Here is a 20,950-nt window from a genome sequence, read left to right as displayed (position 1 = left end):
CGGGACCGCGAACGTTTTTATTCAAGTCCAGGTCAAAAAACGGACCCGGTCCATAATTTCGCGGTCCCTCCGCACTCAGCGTGTCGAGTCGAACGCTCCCGGGTGAATCTGGTCCCGCGTCGCGATGTACTGCTGGCGTACCGCCTGCCCCACGGCCAGCTCCTCGCCGGGCTCCAGGACCTGCGCCGCCGCGCCCTGCCAGGGCGGGGGAGTACGCCCGTCGAGAGCCCCCTGCGAGACGCCGAGCGCCCACGCCGCCTGCCGGGCCGCGCCCAGCGCCGCGTACTGGGCGGGCTGCGGCACGACCACCTGCGTCCCCAGCAGCGCGGGCGCCAGCTGCTGGACGGCCGGCAGCTCGGCCGCCGCGCCCAGCAGGAAGACCCGCCGCACCTCCACGCCCCGGCCCCGCAGCACGTCGAGCGCGTCCGCGAGCGAGCACAGCATCCCCTCGAACGCGGCCCGCGCCAGGTGCTCCGGCTTCATCGACTCCCGCCGCAGCCCGCACAGCGTCCCGGCGGTGTGCGGCAGCTGCGGGGTGCGCTCGCCCTCCAGATACGGGAGCAGCACGAGCCCCGAGGAGCCGGGCGTCGACTTCAGGGCCAGCGCGGACAGGGCGTCCAGCCCCTCCACGTCCAGCATCTCGGCGGTCCCGCGCAGCGCGCGCACCGCGTTCGACGTGTGCACCACCGGCAGGTGCATGCCCGTCGCGTCGGCGAACGAGGTGATCATCCCGGTCGGATCGGCCAGCGCCTCGTGGTGCACGGCCATCACGGAGCCCGAGGCCCCCAGCGACACGACCGCGTCCCCGACCCCGACGCCCAGGCCGAAGGCCGCCGCCATGGTCTCGCCGGTCCCCGCGGAGATCAGCAGCCCCTCCGGAGTCATCCCGGCCGCCTCGGACGGGCCCAGCACCTCGGGCAGCGCCGCCTGACGGCCGAGCGCCAGCTCCACCAGGTCCGGCCGGTAGGACTCGGTCCCCGCCGACCAGTAACCCGTGCCGGACGCGGCACCCCGGTCGGTGGTCCGCCGGGCCGGCCGCCCGAGCAGCTGCCACACCAGCCAGTCGTGCGGCTGGAGCACCGCCGCCACCCGCTGCGCCTGCTCCGGCTCGGACCGCGCCAGCCAGCGCAGCTTCGCCACCGGCTGCGCGGACTGCGGCACCGCGCCGACCGCCTCGGCCCACGCCTGCCGCCCGCCCAGCCCGTCGATCAGGTCGGCCGCGGCGGCCTGCGCCCGCTTGTCGTTGCCGAGCAGCGCCGGGCGTACGAGGTTGCCCTGGTGGTCCAGGGGTACGAGCCCGTGCTGCTGCGCGGAGACGCCGATGGCCTGCACCCCTTCGAGCAGCCCGCCGGCGGCGGCCTCACCGAGCGAGAGCAGCCATGCCTGCGGGTCGGCCTCGGTGGCCTTGGCCTCGACGGGGTGCGGGGCGTACCCCTCGCGCAGTACGGCGCCCGTGTCCGTATCGCAGACCACGATGTGTGTGAACGCGGAAGAACTGTCCAAGCCGGCGACTATGCCCATGCACAGATTCTGCCGCACCCCCGGAGGTTTCCCGTACCGGTGGCGCGGCAGAAGCGACGGCGGGGCCGGACCGGCCCTCTAGGTGTTGGTGGTCCCCCAGTCGTCCTCGACGCCGTTCCCGCGTCCCCGGAAGGACCGGACCCGCTCGGTCACGGACGCCGGCACCTTGTCGCCGACCTTCTCGCCCACGGCGTGGTACGCCTTCCCCGCGAACTCCCGGCCGCTCTGGGCCGCCGTCTCGCAGGTGTTGCGCACGGCCGGGTTCTGGGCGAACTGGCGCGCGGACTTCTTCAGCTGCTCGTAACGCTCGCGCCCGGCCCGCGTGCCGAGCACGTATCCGAGGGCCACTCCGGCGATGAACGTGAGCCGGTACCGCATGGCTGCCACCCTTCCTTCGCTCCGTGCGACGTGTGCTGCCCGCCTACCCGCAGACGGCCGAGATCACCCCGGCCGATACCGATTGGCGAAGCACCCCCCTGCTTGCGCTAATGTATGTGTCGCAGCGAGCGCGCGCCGCCCGGCATCCGCCAGGCAGGTACGTTCGAGGCACCGCAGCAATCCCCTGTAGCTCAATTGGCAGAGCAGCCGGCTGTTAACCGGCAGGTTACTGGTTCGAGTCCAGTCGGGGGAGCGCGATCCCCTGTAGCTCAATTGGCAGAGCATTCGGCTGTTAACCGGAGGGTTACTGGTTCGAGTCCAGTCGGGGGAGCGATCGGAAGAGGACCCCTTGAGGGTCCTTTTTCGTGTGCCCGGAACCGGGCGGCGAGCAGCGCCGTCTTCATGGTCATCAACAGCCGGGCAGCCGCAGCGGGAGATCGTATGACCGGCTATGCTGCGGCAGACGGTGCGCACACTTGTACGCGCCACGCCGAGACGGGGCGGTAGCTCAGCCGGTTAGAGCAGCGGACTCATAATCCGTCGGCCGTGGGTTCGAGTCCCACCCGCCCCACCAGTTTCACCCTGCGGAAACGTTCTGACCTGCGGAAATATTGGTCTTTGCGCCCTCCGGCACCTCGAATCGGTGCAGCGGATGTGCGGCGTTCTGATCGCTCGCGAGTTTTCATGGGGCTGTGACCTGGTGTTTCGGTCATCTGTCCGTGGGATGCGTGGTGTTTGCTCCCACGGCCTTGATGGCGAGACGCCCCGCACTTGGGGATGTCCGATTCGGGACAGCACTGCCCCGGCGGCTATCGAAAAGTTCGCAGCTGACGCCACGCACAGCCGCTCACGGGGGAGCCCTGAGAGCCCAGGGTTCCCGGTGAACGCGGCCGCCGAGTCCAGGAGGGCCACCAGCAGGGGGCACCGCTGACCCCCGAAGGACGTCTGCGCTTGTGCCTGCGGATCGACGCCGGACGTCCGATCGCGCACGTCGCTGCGGAAGCCGGGATCTCGCGCCGTTGCCTGGCCAAGTGGTACGCCCGCTGGCGGGCGCACGGCGAGAACGGACTGCTCGACCACACTCCTCCCGCCCCGCTACCAGCCCCGCCCGCACCCCCGAGGACATCGCCGACCTGGTGGAGGCGCTGCGGCGGCAGACCAAGCACGGGCCGGCCCGGCTCGCAGCCGACCTACAGCGGCTGCACGGCGTCACACTCGCGCCGGCGACCGCCCACCGCATCCCGGTGAGACGAGGACTGAACCGGCTCCGGGACCTCGATCCACCGGCCGGCGAGCAGCCGCACGAGGTCATCCGCTATGAGCACAACCGGCTCGACGACCTGGTCCACGTCGACGTCAGGGAAAAGGGGCCCCCTCCCTGCGGGTCATCGTCCGCGGGGAAGGGGGGCCGCCGTGCTGCCGGGTAGGCACCCGGCGGTGTGTCACATCGCGGCGAGAACTCGCTCGACCACCCGGTCCGCCGCGAGGCCGTAGCGGTTGTGGAGGGTGGGCAGGGCGCCGGCGTCGATGAACTCGTCAGGCAGAGCGACGGGGAGGATCTGCTTGCCGAGGCCGGTGCGGGCGGCGGCGGAGGCGACCGTCTCGAACAGGCCGCCCACGACGGTGTGGTTCTCCAGGGTCACCGCAAGTCGGTCACCGGCGACTTCGCGCAGGACCGTCTCCTTGTCGAACGGCTTGAGGGTGGGGCTGTGAACCACGGCCGCGTCGACGTTGTGGGCGGCGAGCTTCTCCGCCGCTTGCAGGGCGCGCATGGTCATCAGGCCGCTGGAGACGAGGACGACATCCCGGCCGCCGCGCAGGATCTTGGCCTTGCCGAGCTCGAAGGTGTAGTCGTACTCGTCGAGCACGAGGGGCACCTTGCCGCGTAGCAGGCGCAGGTAGGTGGGGCCGTCGTGGGCGGCGAGCTGCGGGACGGCCTGCTCGATGTCGAGGGCGTCGCACGGGTCGACGATGGTCAGGTTGGGCATGCCGCGGAAGATCGCGACGTCCTCGGTAGCCTGATGGCTCGGCCCGTAGCCGGTGGTCAGGCCGGGCAGGCCGCCGACGATGTTGACGTTGAGGTTCGGCTCGGCGATGTCCAGGCAGATGAAGTCGTACGCGCGACGGGCCGCGAACACCGAGTACGTCGACGCGAACGGGACGAGGCCCGTCTCCGCCATGCCGGCCGCCGCGCCGAACAGCAGCTGTTCGGCCATGCCCATCTGGAAGAACCGGTCGGGGTGGGCCTGCGCGAAGACGTGCATGTCGGTGTACTTGCCGAGGTCGGCGGTGAGGCCGACGATCCGCCGGTCGCTCCCGGCGAGTTCGGCGAGCGCCTTGCCGAAGGGGGCCGGGGAGGTGCGCTGGCCGGGGTCGGCGAAGGAGGCGATCATCGCCGAGGTGGTGAGGCGCTTCGGCTGGGCTGCGGTGGTGGTCGTCATGGTCAGGCTTCCGTTCCGTTGGCGGCCACGGCGTCGTGACCGGCCGTCAGCTGCTGTCGGCAGATCTCCCATTCGTGCTGCTCGATCCGCATGAAGTGGGCCTTCTCGCGGTTCTCCAGGAGTGGGACCCCGCGGCCGACGCGGGTGTCGCACAGGATCACGGAGGGCCGGCCTTCGGCGGCGGCCTGTTCGGTGGCCGCGTCCAGGGCACGCAGCAGGGCTTCGACGTCGTTGCCGTCGACGCGCTGGGTGAACCAGCCGCAGGCCCGCCACTTGTCGTCGGCCGGCTCGATGGAGAGCACGGTGTTGGTGGCGCCGTCGGCCTGCAGGGCGTTCATGTCGACCAGGGCGGTGAGGTGGCCGAGCTTGTGGTGGTGGGCGCCCATGGCCGCCTCCCACGTGGAGCCCTCGTCGAGTTCGCCGTCGGAGAGGAAGTTGAACACCCGGGCGGGATTGTTCTGGTGGCGCAGGCCGAGGGCGATGCCCACAGCGACGGTCAGGCCGTGGCCGAGGGAGCCGCCGGATATCTCCATGCCGGGCGTGTACGAGGCCATCCCGGACATCGGCAGGCGGGAGTCGTCGGTGCCGTACGTGGCGAGTTCGTCGACGGGGATGGTTCCGGCCTCGGCGAGCGCGGCGTACAGGCCGATCGCGTAGTGGCCGGTGGAGAGCAGGAAGCGGTCGCGGCCGGACCACTCGGGGTCCTCGGGGCGCAGCCGCAGCTGGTCGGTGTAGACGGCGGCGAGCGTGTCGGCGGCGCCGAGGGCCTGGCCGACGTAGCCCTGGCCCTGTCCTTCGCCCATGGTCAGGACGTGGTGGCGCATGCGGTACGCGGCCTCGCTGACATGGGCGACGCGCTCGGGCAGGGTGCGGGCCGTGTGGCGGGCCCCGGTCACGGTTGTGGCAGTCATCGGACCTTCTCGGGGATGGGGGTGGCGGATGAATCGGCGGAAGCGGACGGGGTGCCCTCGTCGAGGCCGGTCCTGGCCGGGGCCGTCTCCGGAGCGCCGATCGCGGCGGACACGGAGGCGATGCCGAGGAGGCAGAACAGGGCGGCGGGACCCGCCCAGCCGATCCAGCCATACAGGGCGGTGGCGGCGAACGGCAGTAGACCGGCGACGAGGGAGGCCAGGTTGTAGCCGAGCGAGATGCCGGAGGAGCGGACCTCGCGCGGGAACTGCTCGGAGAACCACGAGGATTCGACGGCGAAGATCGGGTCGTGGCTCAGCACCAGGGCGAGCACGACGGCTGTCACGATCAGGGCGGTGACACCGGTGTTGACCAGAAGGAACAGCGGGAAGCCGAAGGCGATGGTGAAGACAGCCCCGATGAGGAACACCGGCTTGCGGCCGATGCGGTCGGACAGGGCGCCGAAGAAGAGGTGGCTGCCGAGGCCGACGGCGGAGCCGATGACCGTTCCCAGGAGTACGTCGTTGCTGGTGCCGAGCTCGGCGAGACCGACGTAGGAGAGGACGAAGCTGGTGGCGATGTAGTAGCCGCCGGTCTCGGCGAGCCGCAGCGCGGTGATGCGCAGGATGAGCCGCCAGTCGCGGCGCAGCACATCGAGCGCGGGCGTCTTGCGGATCTCACCGCGCTCCTTCATCTCGGTGAACTCCGGGGACTCCTCGATCCGCAGCCGGATGAAGAGCCCGACGACTACCATCACGATTGACAGCAGGAACGGCGCGCGCCACACCCAGTTTCCGGTGAACAGTTGCTCGCTGATCAGGAAGGTGCCGTTGGCCAGGAGGAGACCTGCAGGGATGCCGATCTGCGGGACGGCTCCGAACCAGCCTCGGCGGCGCGGTGGCGCGTGTTCGACGGCCATCAGGACGGCGCCGCCCCACTCGGCCCCGAAACCGATGCCCTGCAGGATGCGCAGCAGGATCAGCAGCAGCGGTGCGGCGATGCCCGCCTGGGCGTAGGTGGGGAGCGCGCCGACGAGGACCGTGGCCGTTCCCATCAGGAGTAGGGAGGCGTTGAGGACGGTCTTGCGCCCGATGCGGTCGCCGAAGTGACCGGCGAGATAACCGCCGAGGGGCCGGAAGAAGAAGCCGACGGCGAGGGTGGCGAAGGACGCGAGAACACCGACGAGCTTGTTGTCGGTGTGGAAGAAGGCGGTGCCGAAGTAGGCGGCGGAGGCTGTTCCGTAGATGAAGAAGTCATAGCTCTCCACCGCCGATCCGACCATGGAGGCGAGAGAGACTTTGGCGGGGTTGTCGCGGTGGGACGCGTCGGCGGCGTTGCTGACGGCACTCATCGGCGGCTCCTTGTTCTGCCCGGGGTGCGGTCCGGGTTCGGCCCGAGGGAGAGACGGAGGCACTCCGGCCCGGCGCTCGGGGGTGGCGCCGGTGCCCTGAGGGGCGATCAGGGGGTCTTCTGGTACGTCTCGATGACGCGGGAGTCGTCGCGGGCGGCGAGTCCGCGCTCGGCGGCGGCCAGGTAGCGGTCGCGGGAGAGGTCGAGGAGCGGGGTGTCCGCGTCGGCGGCACGGGCCGCATCGGCGACCAGGCCGCTGTCCTTGACGAAGATCGAGACGGTGCTGGTGACTTCGGTGTCGGTGCCTTCGAGCATCCGCGGCCCGCGGTCGGAGAGCATGAACGACCCTGCAGCCCCGGTCTCGATCAGTCCGAGGACTGTGTGGCGGTCGAGGCCGAGGGCGCCGGCGAGGTTGAGGGCCTCGGCCGCGGCGACGATGTGGACCGAGCACAGGTGCTGGTTGACTATTTTGATGGCCTGGCCCTCGCCGAGCCGGTCACCGACCGTGCGCACGGTGCCGCAGGCGCCCAGCACAGGGATCACGGTGGTCACGTCCGCGGTGTCACCGGCGGCGAAGATGGTGAGTTCGCCGGTACGGGCACGGGCGACGCCGCCGGTCACGGGTGCGTCGATGACATGCGCGCCGGCCTCGGCGAGTCGTCGGCCCTCACGGCGCACCGTCTCCGGGCCGACCGTACTCATGATCACCCAGTGACGTCCGGCCTGGTCGGGGCGGGCGTCGAGGGCGGTGTCCACGAGGGTGGCCAGTTGGTCGGGCGTGGCGACCATCACGACGGTCACCGGGGCCTCCGGCGCCTGGGCGACGGAGCCGACGGCGCCGGCGAGTCCGGCATCACGGGCGCGGTCGATCGCGCCGGGGGCGGGGTCGACGCCGGTGACGCGGTGTCCGGCGGCGGCGATGCGCGCGGCCATGGGCAGCCCGATGGCGCCGATACCGACGAAGGTGAGGGATTGGGGGGTCATGAGGTGGTTCCTTTCAGCGGCCCGGGCGGGATCGGTGCCCGACTGCGGCCGGCTCATGATCAGCCGGACCCGCGGGGGCAGGGATCCGAAGTGGGTCAGGGGCGGACGGCCTCGTGGGCCGAGGCGTCGGTGAACGAGGACCAGACCTCGAAGTGGCGGCGCATGGCGGCGCGCGTACCCTCGGCGTCGCGCCCGTCTATGGCCTCGACGATTCCGTAGTGCACGGTGTCGATGACCAGGCTGCGGCCGGGCGGCAGCGGGACCTGCCCGGCGCGCTCGCGCCGTTCGACGAGTTCGCTGCGGAGCGCGTGGCTGAGGGCGTCGTGCAGCATGCTGAACACCGGGTTGCCCACGATGTCGCACAGGCGGTGGTGGAAATCGAGGTCGGCTTCGAGCGCGGCGCCGTGTTCGCCCGCGGTGGTGGCCCGGACCATCTCGTCCACGAGTGCGCGCAAGGCGTCGACGTCGTCCGCGGTGGCGCGGCGGGCCGCGGCCTCGGCCAGCGCGATCTCCAGGATCTCCCGCGCGTCGCGGAACTGCGGCTGGCTGAGGTGCCCGAGCTGGCCCGCCAGGTCGAAGTAGAGCTGGAGGAAGCCGGTGCCGGGCGCCGTCAGGTAGGAGCCGCGGCCCTGGGTGCGGTCCAGGAAGCCGAGGTGCTCCAGGATCGACAGTTGCTCGCGCAGCGCCCCGCGGCTGATCTCCAGGCTGTCCACGAGCGCGCGCTCGGTGGGCAGCCGCAGCCGCCCTTCGCCGCCGTCCGGGGTGCTCTGCTCCGAGAGCGCACGCACCAACTGGGCCAGGTCCATGGCCATCAAAGCCTCCTCACACCGGTGACCGCCAGAGCCACCAAACGCATTGGTTTAACCAATTTGGCGAGGTTACGACGCTGGAAACCGAGAGGTCAACACTTTGGTTTAACCAATCGCGCGTGTGGGTGGCGCGTCGCGCCCTTCGTGTCGCTCGCGGCGGTTTCCGCCTCACCCGATGCGTACGGCGTCTCCGAGTGCGGCGGCGCGGTGCGCCTTCTCGCCCTCACCGGTCAGGCGGCAGCGCTGGGCATCGGCATCGGCCTGCTTGACCAGGCGCTGCGGCGGGCCCCGGCCTCCTGCTCGGCAGGGCAGCGGAGAAGCGTCGGAGTGCGATCCTGAGTTCCGTGAGGTCTCCGTGTCGAATGCTCCCGAGCCCGCGTCGGCCGGACTCCACTCGTACAGCGGGGCCATGATCCCTGCTTCTCGACGGTCGTCGCCGCGCTCTCGCAGCCGGATGCTGCGGGTGGCAGGAGCGAGATCTCGCCACCCCTCTGCCAGGCGACCCTTCGGCATGCCGGCGGCCTTGCCAGCCCCTCCCGTGAGGGATAAAGGCTCTTCACAGGGCTTCTGTTTGAAGCCGTTCATGGTCCCGACCCTGATGTCGGAGTCGACCACCACGGCTTGCGAGGGCCGGCCTGATGTCGTCGTCGGCGTCAGTGACCGTGACCGCCTGGAACGCCTGGTCGAGGAGATCGGCCCACCTGCGCGCGCACGCTTTTCTGGTAGCCGGGGTGGTGCTCCGGCCGACCCACGACTCTCCGAGTGAGACGTCATGGACATCCCGTTCGTGCTGGCTCTCGATCGTCTTGACTTGCCCGCCACCTCGGCCCACTTGGTCGGCAGCGCCGGTGAGATGGGACAGGTCGCCACTCATCACTTCGCGACAGGCCGGCACGCATCCCCCGGGGCGGTCGGTCGGCTGGTCAGTAGCCGTCGCAGCAGGCCGAGGGCGCGGGTTCGAGGAGGCGCGGCAGGATCCCCGCGGCACCGTACTCGGCGATGAGTCCTCTGCGGGCTAAGGCGCTGGTGAACTTGGCGTCGGGTGTGGAGAAGCCCATGTTGTCCCAACCGAACCCGAAACTGTTCACCATGTCATTCCTTCGGGTGGCGTAATCCCCGAGGGTACCGGGGCATGCCCCGGTAGCTGGCACGATGACTTACGGCAAAGGATTTGATCATGCAGGTACTCAGCCCTGCTCGATCGCACGCGTTACTACTGCGCCACCAAGCGGTCTGCGGACGCTTTCTCTTCGCCGTGAGTATGCAAGAGATGGGTACTCAGCGGTCGTGATCAGGGGTTCCCGGCCCCCTTGCAGGAGGTTCCTCGTTGTCTCATCGTCAGTCAGCAGCTCAGCACGGTGGTGGCCATGTGCTGCACCTCGACGGAGCGGCGGATTCGCCGGTCGAGGTCCTGCCGGTCACCGCAGCGCAGCGTGAGATCTGGCTCGCAGAGCAGCGCTCCCCGGACACGCGTCAGGCACTGCGTCTGGGGGAGTACCTGGAAATCTGCGGACCGGTCGATCCGGCGACTTTCGAGGCAGCACTGCGCCAAGTGGTGGCTGAAACAGACGCGTTGCGGGTGCGCCTGGTGCCCGGTGAGGACGGTCCTGTCCAGGTCCTGGAGCGTGAGCTGCCCTGGACCCTTTCGTTCGTCGACGTCAGCGACGAACCCGACCCGGAGGCCGCCGCACGCGCGTGGGTCGCAGCCGATATGGCCAGGCCCATGGACCTGGCCTCCGGTCCGTTGTTCAGCTACGCCCTTCTACAGCTGGCGCCGGACCAATTCTGGTGGTACCACACCTACCACCATGGGGCCGTGGACGCTTTCGGCTACGCCCTCGTGGCGCGGCGGGTAGCGGACGTCTACACGGCGCTGACGGAGGGGCGGCAGACCGGCCCCAGTCCCTTCGGCCCGTTGTCGGCACTGGTCCGGGCCGACCAGGACTACCGTGTGTCCGAGGAACATGCAGCCGACCGTGCGTACTGGATGCGGCAACTGTCCGGATGGACGAGGACCGCCGCGCCTTCGCCCGGCCCCAAGGGCACGGCAGCCGTTCCCGGCCCGGCGGGGCAGGGGCGGTCTTCAGGAAGCCGGGCCCTTGTGCCCATCCCGAGGACGGAGTTGCGTCCGCTCCTGCGTCCGCAGGCACTGAAGGCAGCGGCTTCGCGCGCCGAGGTCTCCCGTTTCCGATTCGTGTTCGCCGCCATGGCGCTGTACACGCATCACCTGACGGGCGGGCGGGACGTGGTGGTCGGGCTGACCGTGGCCGGCCGGACGGACGAGGTGTCCCGCACGACGCCCGGCATGCTCGCCAACAGTGTTCCCGTACGCCTGACGATCCGGCCCGACATGCCGCTGAGAGACCTGCTGACCCAGGTCGACGACCGGATGCGCGAAGCGGTGGAACACCAGCGTTACCGAGGCGAGGACTTGTACCGCGACCTCGGACTGTCTCGAGACTCCGGCGCGACGATCTCGCCGACGGTCAACCTCATCGGGTTCGACTACAACATCTCCTTCGCCGGCCACCGGTGCATCGCGCACAACCTCTCCTTCCCGCTGGGCAGCGATCTGATGATCATGGTGTGGGACCGCCGGGACGGCACCGGCCCGCACATGAGACTGCATGCGGCGCCCGGAGCGTACGGCGAATCCGACCTCGTGGATTCCCAGCGGCGTCTCCTGCACTTCCTGGCGAACCTGGCGGACTTCGACCCCGGTCTCCCGGTCGGTCTGCTCGACGTGCTGTCGGGCGGCGAGCGAAAGAGCCTGCTGGACCAGGGGGACGCCTCCGCGGCAGGCGTTCCCGCCGTTCCCCTGCCGACGCTGTTCGAGGACCAAGTGCGCCGCACGCCGGGTGCCGATGCGGTGGTGGCCGGCGACACGACGCTGACGTACGGGGAGTTGAACGCGCGCGCCAACCGGCTGGCGCATGCCCTGACCGCTCAGGGCATCGGGGCCGAGGACGTCGTCGCCCTCGCTCTGCCGCGTTCGGTCGACCTCGTGGTGGCCGTGCTCGCCGTGCTCAAGGCCGGGGCCGCCTACTTGCCGGTGGATCCGGCGTATCCGGAGGCGCGGAGGGAGTACATGCTCGCCGACGCCCGCCCGGCCCTGGTGATCGACAGTCCGCGGGCCGTGGCCGAGCTGTCGGAGGGACAGCCGGTCACCGACCCGGGGATCGCCGTGGATCCGCGGCACCCGGCGTACGTGATCTATACCTCGGGTTCGACCGGGCGGCCCAAGGGGGTGGTGGTGACCCACACGGGCATCGCCTCCCTGGTGATGTGCCAGGCGAAGTGCCTGGAGATCACCTCCGACAGCAGGGTGCTGCAGTTCGCCTCGCCCAGCTTCGACGCCTCCACGTGGGATCTGTGTGCCGCCCTGATGAACGGGGCCGCGCTGGTTCTCGCCCCTGTGGTCGACCCCGTGTCGGCACTCACCGACCCCGGTACGCGCCTCACGCATGCGGTCGTGCCGCCGTCGGCACTGGCCGTGGTGTCCGAGATGGACGTGCGTGTTCCGACGTTGGTGGTGGCTGGCGAGTCATGCCCGCCGGGGTTGGTGGCGCGGTGGGCGCCGCATCGGCGCATGCTGAACGCCTACGGGCCGACGGAAACCACGATCATGGCCTCCCTGAGCAAGCCGCTGGTCCCGTCGGACTCGGCACCACCGATCGGACAGTCCGTCCCCGGCAGCCGCCTCTACGTGCTGAACGGCATGCTGCACCCGGTGCCCTCGGGGACTGCCGGGGAACTGTATGTCGCCGGCGCCTCTCTGGCGCGCGGCTATCTGCGCCGCCCGGCCCTGACGGCCGAGCGGTTCGTGGCCGACCCGTACGGTCCTCCGGGAACACGGATGTACCGGACGGGCGACGTGGTGCGATGGTCGGCGGACGGCGAGTTGGAGTACCTCGGACGCGCCGACCACCAGGTCAAGGTCCGCGGGTTCCGCATCGAGCTCGGAGAGGTGGAGGGCGCGCTGACCGCGTGCCCCGGGGTGGAGCAGGCCGCAGTGCTCGCCCGCCCGGACCCGCAACGGGATGAAGTCCGGCTCGTCGCCTACGTCGTGGCCGGTGAGGACGGGACACGGCCGAGGCTGCTGCGCGAGCAGCTGCGCGAGCGACTGCCCGGTCACATGGTCCCCTCGGCGTTCGTGCTGCTCGATGAGCTGCCGCTGACCCCGAACGGAAAACTGGACCGAGACGCCCTGCCGGAGCCCGGCGACGAGCCCGGCGCGTCCGTAGCAAGGCCACCGCGCACCCCTCGTGAACAGCTGCTGTGCGAGCTGTTCGCCGAGGTGCTCGGTCTGCGGCAGGTCGGCATGGACTCGGACTTCTTCGAAGCGGGCGGGCACTCGCTGCTGGCGATCCGCCTGGCGTCCAGGATCCGTGCCGTGCTGGACGTGGACCTGAGCCTGAGCGTGTTGTTCGAAGCGCCCACGGTGGCCCGCTTGGCGGCTCGGCTGGACCGTGCGGACCGACAGGAACGCCCGGCACTGACCGTCCGGGAACGACCGGTCCCCGCCCCGCTGTCGTTCGCCCAGCAGCGGCTGTGGTTCCTGGACCGTGCGCTGGGTCCGAGTGCCACCTACAACATCTCTCTGGTGCACCGTCTGACCGGCGAGCTCGACCGGGGGGCGCTGGAGCGGGCGATGGGCGATGTGGTGGGCCGGCACGAGAGCCTGCGCACGGTCTTCCCGAACGTCGGTGGTGAGCCCTTCCAGCGGATCATCGACGCGTCCGCAGCGCGCCCGCTGCTGCCCGTCACCGAGGTGGACGACGAGGAGTCGCTGCAGTCGCGGCTGCGGGAAGCCGCCCGTTACCGGTTCGACCTGTCGGCCGAGTCACCGCTGCGCGCGGACCTGTTCGTACGGGGCCCCGCCGAACACGTACTGGCCATCGTGATCCACCACATCGCCGCCGACGGCTGGTCCATGGCTCCTCTGACTCAAGACCTGGCGACCGCCTACGCAGCCCGGTGCCAGGGGCGGGAGCCGGCCTGGGAGCCACTGCCTGTGCGGTACACCGACTACACCTTGTGGCAGCGCCGCCTGCAAGGTGACCCCGACGACCCGGACGGGCTTCTGAACCGCCAGCTCGCTCACTGGTCATCCGCGTTGGCGGGACTGCCCGTCGAACTCGAACTTCCCTACGACAGGCAACGCCCTGCCGTCGCGTCATACAGCGGTGCCCGAGTCCCCCTGCGCATCGACGCGGAACTGCACGCGGCGCTGACAGAGCTGGCGCGCCGGTCCGGAGCGAGCCTCTTCATGGTGCTCCACGCGGGTTTGGCAACCCTCCTGACCAAGCTGGGGGCGGGCACTGACATTCCTGTCGGCAGTGTGATCGCCGGCCGCACCGACCAGGCCCTGGACGAGCTGGTGGGATTCTTCGTCAATACCTTGGTGCTGCGTACCGACACCTCCGGCGACCCCGCCTTCACCGAGCTGCTGGCACGTGTCCGCAGCACCGCGCTGGCGGCCTACGCGCACCAGGAAGTGCCGTTCGAGCGGCTCGTGGAGACGCTGAATCCGCCGCGGTCACCGGCCCGCCACCCGCTGTTCCAGATCGCGCTCTCCCTCGACGCAGACGAAGCCACGTCGTTCGCTCTCCCGGGGCTGCGAACGACCAGGATCCCGGTGTCGACCGCGACCGCCAAGTTCGATCTGGACATCGGCGTCCACGAACAACGCTCCGAGAAGGGCGAGTGCCTCGGTCTGCACGGAACCATCGACTACGCCACCGACCTGTTCGACCACAGCACGGTCCAGGACCTGGCCGCGCGTTGGGTACGGCTGCTGGAAGCGGTCGTCCAGCATCCGGACCGTCGGGTCAGCCGCATCGACGTACTGTCCGACAGCGAGCGCCGTCTCCTCCTCGGGGACACCGCCCGGAGCACGACGGCACGCCCGCCGGCGGGCACGATTCACGAGGTGTTCCGCACGCAGGTGCGCGCCGCCCCGGACACGGTCGCCGTTGTGGCGGACGATGCGACCCTGACCTACGCTCAGCTGAACGCCCGGGCGAACCGACTTGCGCACGCGCTGACCGCTCGCGGCGTGGGTGTCGAGGACGTCGTCGCCCTCGCGCTGCCGCGTTCGGGGGACCTCGTCGTGGCTGTCCTCGCCGTACTCAAAGCGGGGGCTGCCTACCTGCCGCTGGACCCGGAGTACCCGGTCCGGCGCATCGCGGCCATGTTCGCGGACGCACGGCCCGCGCTGCTGCTCACGGACACGACCACCGCCGCGGCCGGCGATCTCGGTACGGGCACTCCGCGTCTGCTGCTGGACACACCGGAGACCAAGGCGCTGTTGCAGCGGCTGCCGGACGACGACCCGATGACGGAGGTGGCGCCCGACAACGCGGCGTACGTGATCTACACGTCGGGATCGACCGGTACACCCAAGGGAGTCGTCGCCCGCCACTCGAGCGTGGTCAACGTGGCCGCCCAGTACCGGAACCAGGTGTTCGGACCCGCAGCCGAGCGCGTCGGAGGCCGAAGCCTGCGGGTCGCCCTGACCGCCTCGGTCTCCTTCGACGCCTCCTGGGGGCAGTTGGCGGCACTGCTGGACGGCCACGAGCTCCATGTCCCCGACTCCGCCACCTGGGCCGACGCGGACCGGTGTGAGGCATGGCTGACCCGACACCGGATCGACACGGTCGACGCCACGCCCTCGTACATGCGCATCCTGTCCGACCGCGGCCTGTTCACCAACGAGCGGTGGCGGCCGAGCGTGGCCGTGCTCGGCGGGGAGGACCTGCCGGACCAGCTGTGGGCAGAACTGCGGGCGGTGGACGGGCTGGCGGCCTACAACATGTACGGGCCGACCGAATGCACCGTCGACGCGGTACAGGCGAGGCTGGAGACCACCGTGACCCCGGTGCTCGGACACTCGGTCCCCGGCACCCGCGCCTATGTACTGGACACTGCGTTGCGGCCGGTGCCGATCGGCGTGACCGGCGAGCTGTATGTGGCCGGTGCCGGCCTGGCGCGCGGTTATCTGCGCCGTCCGGGCTTGACGGCGCAGCGATTCGTGGCCGACCCGTACGGCCCGCCGGGAACAAGGATGTACCGCACCGGCGACCTGGCCCGCCGGCGCACCGACGGACAACTCGTCTTCGGCGGTCGGGTGGACGACCAGGTCAAGGTCCGTGGCCACCGCATCGAACCCGGTGAGGTCGAAGCCGTTCTCTCTTCCCACCCCCGCGTCGCCCACGCCGTGGTGACCGCCCGCAGCGACCGCCTCGGAGAGACCCGCCTGGTCGCCTACGCGGTGCCCGTCACCGGGTCCGAGATCCTCCCGGCCGACATGCGCTCCTTCCTCCTGGAACGCTTCCCCGCCTACATGGTGCCGTCCGCGTTCGTGGCCCTGGACGCCCTGCCCCTGACTCCCAACGGCAAGCTCCACCGTGATGCCCTGCCCGCGCCGGAGTACGCCACGACCGCCGGAAGTACCCGTTCCGCGGGCACCCCCGAGGAGCGAGCCCTGTGTGAACTGTTCGCCGAGGTACTGGACGTGCCCGCAGTCGGCGTCGACGATGACTTCTTCGCTCTGGGCGGTCACTCCCTGCTCGCCACCCGACTGGCAAGCCGGATCGGCGAGACCCTGGCCGTCCCCTTCAGCCTGTCGGCTCTCCTTGAGGCACCGACCCCGGCGGGACTGGCCAGGCGCCTGACCGCGGACGACCCTCGCACCGTCTCCTCATGGGTGCCGGATTCGGAAGCGGAACTGAGCCCTGCCCTGCGTTTCACCTCCGTTGCGCAGCTGGCCGGTGACCCGCGCGAGATTCTGCTGACCGGGGCCACCGGTTTCGTCGGGGCCTTCGTCCTGTCCGAGTTGCTGCACAGGACGGCGGCCCGGGTCCACTGTCTCGTCCGTGCGCGGACCGACGCCCAGGCGCGTGAGCGTCTGGGCGAGACCATGCGGACCTACGGCATTGAGGCAACGCTGGACGATCCGCGGCTGAACATCGTCCGAGGAGACCTGAGTGCCCCCGGTCTCGGCGTCGAACCGACACGCTGGGCACAGCTGCGCGAGACGATCGACACGATCGTCCACAGCGGCGCGCACGTACACCACCTCTTGCCATACGCACGGCTGAAACCTGCCAACGTGGAGGGCACCCGGACCTTGCTGCGCCTGGCGGGCGAAGGGCGGCCGAAGACGTTCCACCACCTCTCGACCCTCGGAGTGTTCCGGCCTGGCCAGGATTCCTCCCGACTGGTCACGGAGGATTGTCCGATCGACGGTGAACTGCACCCGTACGGGAGAGGGTACGCAGCGAGCAAGTGGGTCGCCGACCGACTGGTGGAGCGTGCGTTCGAGCGGGGGGCGAGTGGTGGCATCTACCGGCTCGGCCGCATCTGGGCCCACACCTCGACCGGCGCCGTCAGTCCGGACGATATGTTCTCCCGGCTGCTCACCAGCTGCGCGGCTCTCGGCTGTTATCCGGCGGAACCTCAGTTCCAGGAAGCCGTTCTTCCCGTCGATGTCCTCGCCGGCGCCCTCGTCGAGCTACTGCGCGAAGGCGACCGAGCCGACCTCGTACACCACCTTCACCACCCATGCAGCGTGGGGCCGGGTGCCTTCATGGCCGGTTACGACCGGATGAACGGGACGTGCTCCGAAGAGGTCCCGCTGACCGTATGGCTGAAGCGCCTGCGCCGCGCGAGCGAACGAGGGCAGGACTTGCCGATCCTGCCCTACCAGGCGTATTTCGAGGAGCAAGTCAACGCAGCACGAGCCGGTCAGCAGCCGACTCTGAAGTTCGAGAACACCAAGACCGTCCACCGGCTGCGGAGGCTGGGGATCGCGATCCCTGAGATCGACGACGCCGCGGTCTCGAACTTCTGGGGCTTCGTTGAACGGTGAGGCGAGCCGCAGGGAGCCGGTCACGGCATCGCCTCGGCTGCCACCGCGAAATCCATCAGTGCACGACGTCCACGGGCGGCGGCAGAGGCCCGAGTCACTGCCGTGCCGCCGCGCACCCACCGGCGCGTCCGTTGAAGCAACAGCACCGTACTCCGAGGGCGGCATGCCCGCCCAGAACCAATGATTGTGGCGATGGCCTTGCGTGGAAGTCCACCCGCTGACCCCCCGATGACACATCGTGCTGGTACGAGAGCGAGAATGCGGCCGCGCTCGATCGTGCCCGGCCGCCAGCGATGGGAAGTCGACCACGTCCGCGGCAGACCCGCCGCGGCGCGCCTGGCCCAGACCGCACTCCTCCAGGCCCCGGGCATCGAGGAGGTGCACGTCAACCCCGTCACCGGCCGGGTGCTGGTGCGGCACGACCGCACCCTCGGTGCGCGGGAAGTCGCCCAGTTGCTGCGCCGGGCAGTCGAATGGACACTGGCAGCCCTGCGCAGCACCCCAGCAGACGTGCGGGGCCTCGACTCCGCCCGACAGCCGAAGGGGACCGACGGGGCGGGAACGCGTCACAGGCGCACCGGCCCCCACAGCAGCTCCGGAGCAGGACACCGCGGCGACGGAGGCGGCTCCGGACGCTGGCTTCCGAGGGCGATCGGGGCCGGAGGCGTGGCAGCAGCGGCCGTTGCCGGTGGGCCTCTCCTCCTGGGGCTGCTCAGCCGCCCGCTGATCACTCTCGGACTGGCAGCCGCGGCGACGGCAGCCGTCGTCCGGCGTGCGTGGCGCAGATCGGACAGCGCACACCAGGAGTCGGACGAATCCGCTTCGGACCGTCACGCCTTACGGCGCATCATCGGCCCGCACAAGCGGAAGTTTCGCTGGGCAGCGTTGCTGTCCGGGATCGCGCAGCTGGGGGAGATGGCGCTTTTCGCCCTGAGCCCTTCGATCGTGCTGTTGCTCGCCAAGGGCGGGAGCGCCACCCTGGCCGGGCTGGGCGTAGCCGGCGTCACCGCCCAGTTGTCCGTTCTCGTCGGCGTCGCAGGGGCGGCCTGCCTCGTGATGGCGGCTTCCGGCTACGGCGCAAGCGTCGTCTGGCGCCAGTTGGCGCAGGACATCGAGGACGACTGGCGCATCCGCACGTACGAGCACGTCCAGCGGGTGGCGCCGGCCGACCTGGAGAACGAGCGCGTCAGCCGGGTCAACGCCGTCCTGTCCGAGGACATCGGTCAGATCGGTGCCTTTGTCGGTTCGAGCATGCACGACGTCGTCCAGATGGGTACGAGCATCGCGTTGCTGGTTCCGACCTTCCTGCTGCTCGCTCCGCAGATCGCCTGGATCGCCTTCATGCCCATCCCGCTCATCGCGTGGCTGTCCTTCCGCTTTCACGAGCGTGCGGTCGCCAACCAGGCCACCTCCGACAAGCAGCGAGCACGGCTGAACAGCCGGGTGACCGAGAACCTCCATGCTCATACCACCATCAAATCCGCGGTCACCGAAGACCACGAGATCGCACGTATCGCCGACCTGAATCGAAAGTGCAGTGAGGCCAATCGCTCGACCGGACGTAGCGCGGCGATTCCGCCCCAGATCCTGCGACTGGCCGGTGGTTCGGCTCTGGTCGGCACGGTGTTCCTGGGCGGCCGGTCGGTTCTCCGGGGCACGCTGTCGACCGCGGCCTTCGGTCCGCTGATCGAAATGCCGGGCATCACCATGCTGCGGCTGTCCCGACTGGGCAGCACGACCGACCAGTATCAGCGCACCGTCACCGCCCTGCGCCGGGTGGAGCGTCTGCACGACCTGCCTGTCGAACCCGCCGAGGAGGGCCGTCGGATGCCGGCCCAACAGGTGAAAGGGGAGATCGAAGTCCGGAAGGTGTCCTTCGCCTACCCCGGTCGGCCACCGGCACTCCGCGGCACCTCCTTGGTCATCCCTCCCGGCCGTACCACCGGCATCGTCGGCACCAGCGGCGCAGGCAAGACCACCCTCGCCAAGTTGCTTATGCGCTTCCACCATCCCGACCATGGACAGGTACTGCTCGACGGTGCCGACGTACGCACCCTCGCCCTCCCCGATCTGCGCCGCGCGATCGGATATGTCACCCAGGAACCGTTCCTGTTCGACGCGACGATCGCGGAGAACATCCGCTACGGCGCTTTCCACGCCACCGACGATCAACTGGTCGCTGCCGCCCGCACCGCTGGGGCCGACGCCTTCATCGACACCCTGCCCGACGGCTACGCCACGCGGGTCGGTGAACGCGGCGCCGCACTGTCCGGTGGGCAGAAACAGCGCATCGCGCTGGCCCGTACCATCCTGAGCGATCCACCGGTCATCATCCTCGACGAGGCCACCTCCGCCGTCGACAACGAGACCGAGGCCGTCATTCAGCAGGCCCTACAGGTATTCGGGGCGGACCGCACGATGATCGTCATCGCCCACCGGCTGTCCACCGTCCAAAGCGCCGACCAGATCTACGTCATGGGGCCCGGCGGAGTCGTGGCCGAAGAAGGTCCGCACGAGGAGCTTGTGACGCGCGGCGGCACCTACACCACCCTGTGGAAGCTGCAGGCCGGCAAACCGGCCCTTGCCTGACGCCGGGGAACGCAGAAGGGACTTACCGCAACCGGGTAACTGGCCAAGCGTGGACCGCTGTGACAGGCGATCCGGGATGGACACCACGGCGTGAAAAAGGGGCACCACGGCCGGGAGGCCGGGGAGAGCAGGTCTCCACAGCACACTCTGTTCCCCTTCGTGGTGGGTGGAAGGCGGTGGGCGACCGAGAGCGCCGAGAGGCGGTGGTCGTGGGGCGCGCACCGTGTCGCTGGACGCCGGGCCCGTGCATCTGCCGGTCTTCCGAGAGGCATGTCATTCGTTCGGGTGGCTACGACTTACAGCAGCTGGAGAACAGCCGTTGACTTGGAGTGATGGATGTCTGAAGCAGGCCCTGGTCGTGTAGTTCCACGCAGCGCCAACGCGTCCGTCCACGCGGGAAGGGCACGAACAATCGCAGTGCCGTTGAGCGTGCTGGGAGGCCAGCCACGCCGAGCGTCGGACGAAGGGTCGCGAACACCCAGGAGGTTGCCACCCGCCTTGCTTCGATCGCCGGTGCGTCAACGCGCGCCAACGGCCGCTCGGCACCGGTGATGCGCGGGTGACCGAAGGTCGGGTGGTCACGTGCCGGCGCTGTTCGACGAGGCGCGGAACCCCCTGAACCGCGAGCCGGACACGCTCACGCCCGCCCGTCCGATCACGCCGCCGACGCCTGCCAACGCCACGCTCACCGGGGGCCGGTGAGGAGAACCAGGAGAGCTGTTATGACGCACGTAACGAATCCGTTCGAGGACGATGAGGCCCGTTTTCTGGTGCTCGTCAATGGCGCGGGCCAGCACTCGCTGTGGCCGGCCTTCGCCGATGTACCCGACGGCTGGATCGTTGCTCGTCCGGAGGAGACCCGGCAGGTGTGTCTTGAGTACATCGACAAGGTGTGGACCGACATGCGACCGCGCGGCCTTGTCGAGGCCACGGACGGTGGACGGTGATGTGGTCGGCAACAACGGCCGGCAAGTAGCGGTCGACGCACCCCTCGCCGTTCGTCGGCGCGAGGGCGACGAGCTCCCCGGCAGCCCGATGCCTGGGCCTGCCCTGCGTGCCAACTACCCACTGCCCGGCTCTCCGGGCCTGCTGAGAAC

At 69.9% G+C, this 20,950-nt stretch carries 13 protein-coding genes and 3 tRNA genes; 7 read left to right on the top strand and 9 right to left on the bottom strand.

The window, feature by feature from the left end:
• Positions 1-75: 75 nt before the first annotated feature.
• On the bottom strand, positions 76-1,521 hold the full coding sequence (locus tag ACLQ2N_RS07745) for an FGGY family carbohydrate kinase (protein WP_425810429.1): 1,446 nt from the start codon (positions 1,519-1,521) through the stop codon (positions 76-78).
• Positions 1,522-1,599: 78 nt separating this feature from the next.
• Positions 1,600-1,899 carry a YtxH domain-containing protein gene (locus ACLQ2N_RS07740; RefSeq protein ID WP_425811304.1) on the bottom strand — a complete coding sequence of 100 codons (300 nt, stop codon included), beginning with the start codon at positions 1,897-1,899 and terminating at the stop codon, positions 1,600-1,602.
• A 180-nt stretch (positions 1,900-2,079) separates the two neighbouring features.
• Between ACLQ2N_RS07740 and ACLQ2N_RS07735 the strand changes: the two genes are divergently transcribed.
• The 4 genes from ACLQ2N_RS07735 to ACLQ2N_RS07720 all read left to right on the top strand — a co-directional run bounded on the left by ACLQ2N_RS07735 (position 2,080) and on the right by ACLQ2N_RS07720 (position 3,147).
• Positions 2,080-2,152: transfer RNA gene (locus ACLQ2N_RS07735), tRNA-Asn, on the top strand.
• 5 nt (positions 2,153-2,157) lie between these two features.
• A tRNA-Asn gene (locus ACLQ2N_RS07730) sits at positions 2,158-2,230 on the top strand.
• 166 nt (positions 2,231-2,396) lie between these two features.
• A tRNA-Ile gene (locus ACLQ2N_RS07725) sits at positions 2,397-2,473 on the top strand.
• A gap of 377 nt (positions 2,474-2,850) precedes the next feature.
• The gene (locus ACLQ2N_RS07720) at positions 2,851-3,147 is read left to right on the top strand and encodes a helix-turn-helix domain-containing protein (RefSeq protein ID WP_425810427.1); all 297 of its coding nucleotides are present in this window, start codon (positions 2,851-2,853) and stop codon (positions 3,145-3,147) included.
• Between the two features lie 194 nt (positions 3,148-3,341).
• On the opposite strand, the gene ACLQ2N_RS07715 is transcribed toward ACLQ2N_RS07720, so the two are convergent.
• The 7 genes from ACLQ2N_RS07715 to ACLQ2N_RS07685 all read right to left on the bottom strand — a co-directional run bounded on the left by ACLQ2N_RS07715 (position 3,342) and on the right by ACLQ2N_RS07685 (position 9,483).
• Positions 3,342-4,340, bottom strand: a complete 999-nt coding sequence (locus ACLQ2N_RS07715; RefSeq protein ID WP_425810425.1) for a transketolase family protein — start codon at positions 4,338-4,340, stop codon at positions 3,342-3,344.
• Positions 4,341-4,342: 2 nt separating this feature from the next.
• Positions 4,343-5,251 (bottom strand): transketolase, encoded by a 909-nt coding sequence (locus ACLQ2N_RS07710; protein WP_425810423.1) that lies wholly within the window; start codon positions 5,249-5,251, stop codon positions 4,343-4,345.
• Positions 5,248-6,600: an MFS transporter gene (locus ACLQ2N_RS07705; RefSeq protein WP_425810421.1), complete on the bottom strand. Its 1,353-nt coding sequence runs from the start codon at positions 6,598-6,600 to the stop codon at positions 5,248-5,250. Before ACLQ2N_RS07705 ends, ACLQ2N_RS07710 begins: the two co-directional genes overlap by 4 nt.
• 107 nt (positions 6,601-6,707) lie before the next feature.
• Positions 6,708-7,583, bottom strand: coding sequence for an NAD(P)-dependent oxidoreductase (locus ACLQ2N_RS07700; RefSeq protein ID WP_425810419.1), 876 nt, complete (start codon positions 7,581-7,583; stop codon positions 6,708-6,710).
• Between the two features lie 95 nt (positions 7,584-7,678).
• Positions 7,679-8,395, bottom strand: a complete 717-nt coding sequence (locus ACLQ2N_RS07695) for a FadR/GntR family transcriptional regulator (RefSeq protein ID WP_425810417.1) — start codon at positions 8,393-8,395, stop codon at positions 7,679-7,681.
• A gap of 165 nt (positions 8,396-8,560) precedes the next feature.
• Positions 8,561-8,803, bottom strand: a complete 243-nt coding sequence (locus ACLQ2N_RS07690) for a hypothetical protein (protein WP_425810416.1) — start codon at positions 8,801-8,803, stop codon at positions 8,561-8,563.
• A 512-nt stretch (positions 8,804-9,315) separates the two neighbouring features.
• Complete coding sequence (locus tag ACLQ2N_RS07685) at positions 9,316-9,483, bottom strand: hypothetical protein (RefSeq protein ID WP_425810414.1); 168 nt, start codon at positions 9,481-9,483, stop codon at positions 9,316-9,318.
• 278 nt (positions 9,484-9,761) lie between these two features.
• Here ACLQ2N_RS07685 and ACLQ2N_RS07680 point away from each other — a divergent pair, with 278 nt between their 5' ends.
• From ACLQ2N_RS07680 to ACLQ2N_RS07670, 3 genes are all read left to right on the top strand, one after another.
• Positions 9,762-17,264 carry an amino acid adenylation domain-containing protein gene (locus ACLQ2N_RS07680; protein ID WP_425810412.1) on the top strand — a complete coding sequence of 2,501 codons (7,503 nt, stop codon included), beginning with the start codon at positions 9,762-9,764 and terminating at the stop codon, positions 17,262-17,264.
• 258 nt (positions 17,265-17,522) lie between these two features.
• Positions 17,523-19,853, top strand: a complete 2,331-nt coding sequence (locus tag ACLQ2N_RS07675; protein ID WP_425810410.1) for an ATP-binding cassette domain-containing protein — start codon at positions 17,523-17,525, stop codon at positions 19,851-19,853.
• 722 nt (positions 19,854-20,575) lie between these two features.
• Positions 20,576-20,800, top strand: coding sequence for an MbtH family protein (locus tag ACLQ2N_RS07670; protein WP_425810408.1), 225 nt, complete (start codon positions 20,576-20,578; stop codon positions 20,798-20,800).
• Positions 20,801-20,950 lie beyond the last annotated feature (150 nt).

The organism is Streptomyces sp. DT224 (assembly GCF_049844595.1).
Lineage (GTDB): Bacteria > Actinomycetota > Actinomycetes > Streptomycetales > Streptomycetaceae > Streptomyces.
The sequence above is the reverse complement of the archived record's forward strand: the minus strand, read 5'-3'. Positions and strand labels throughout refer to the sequence as shown.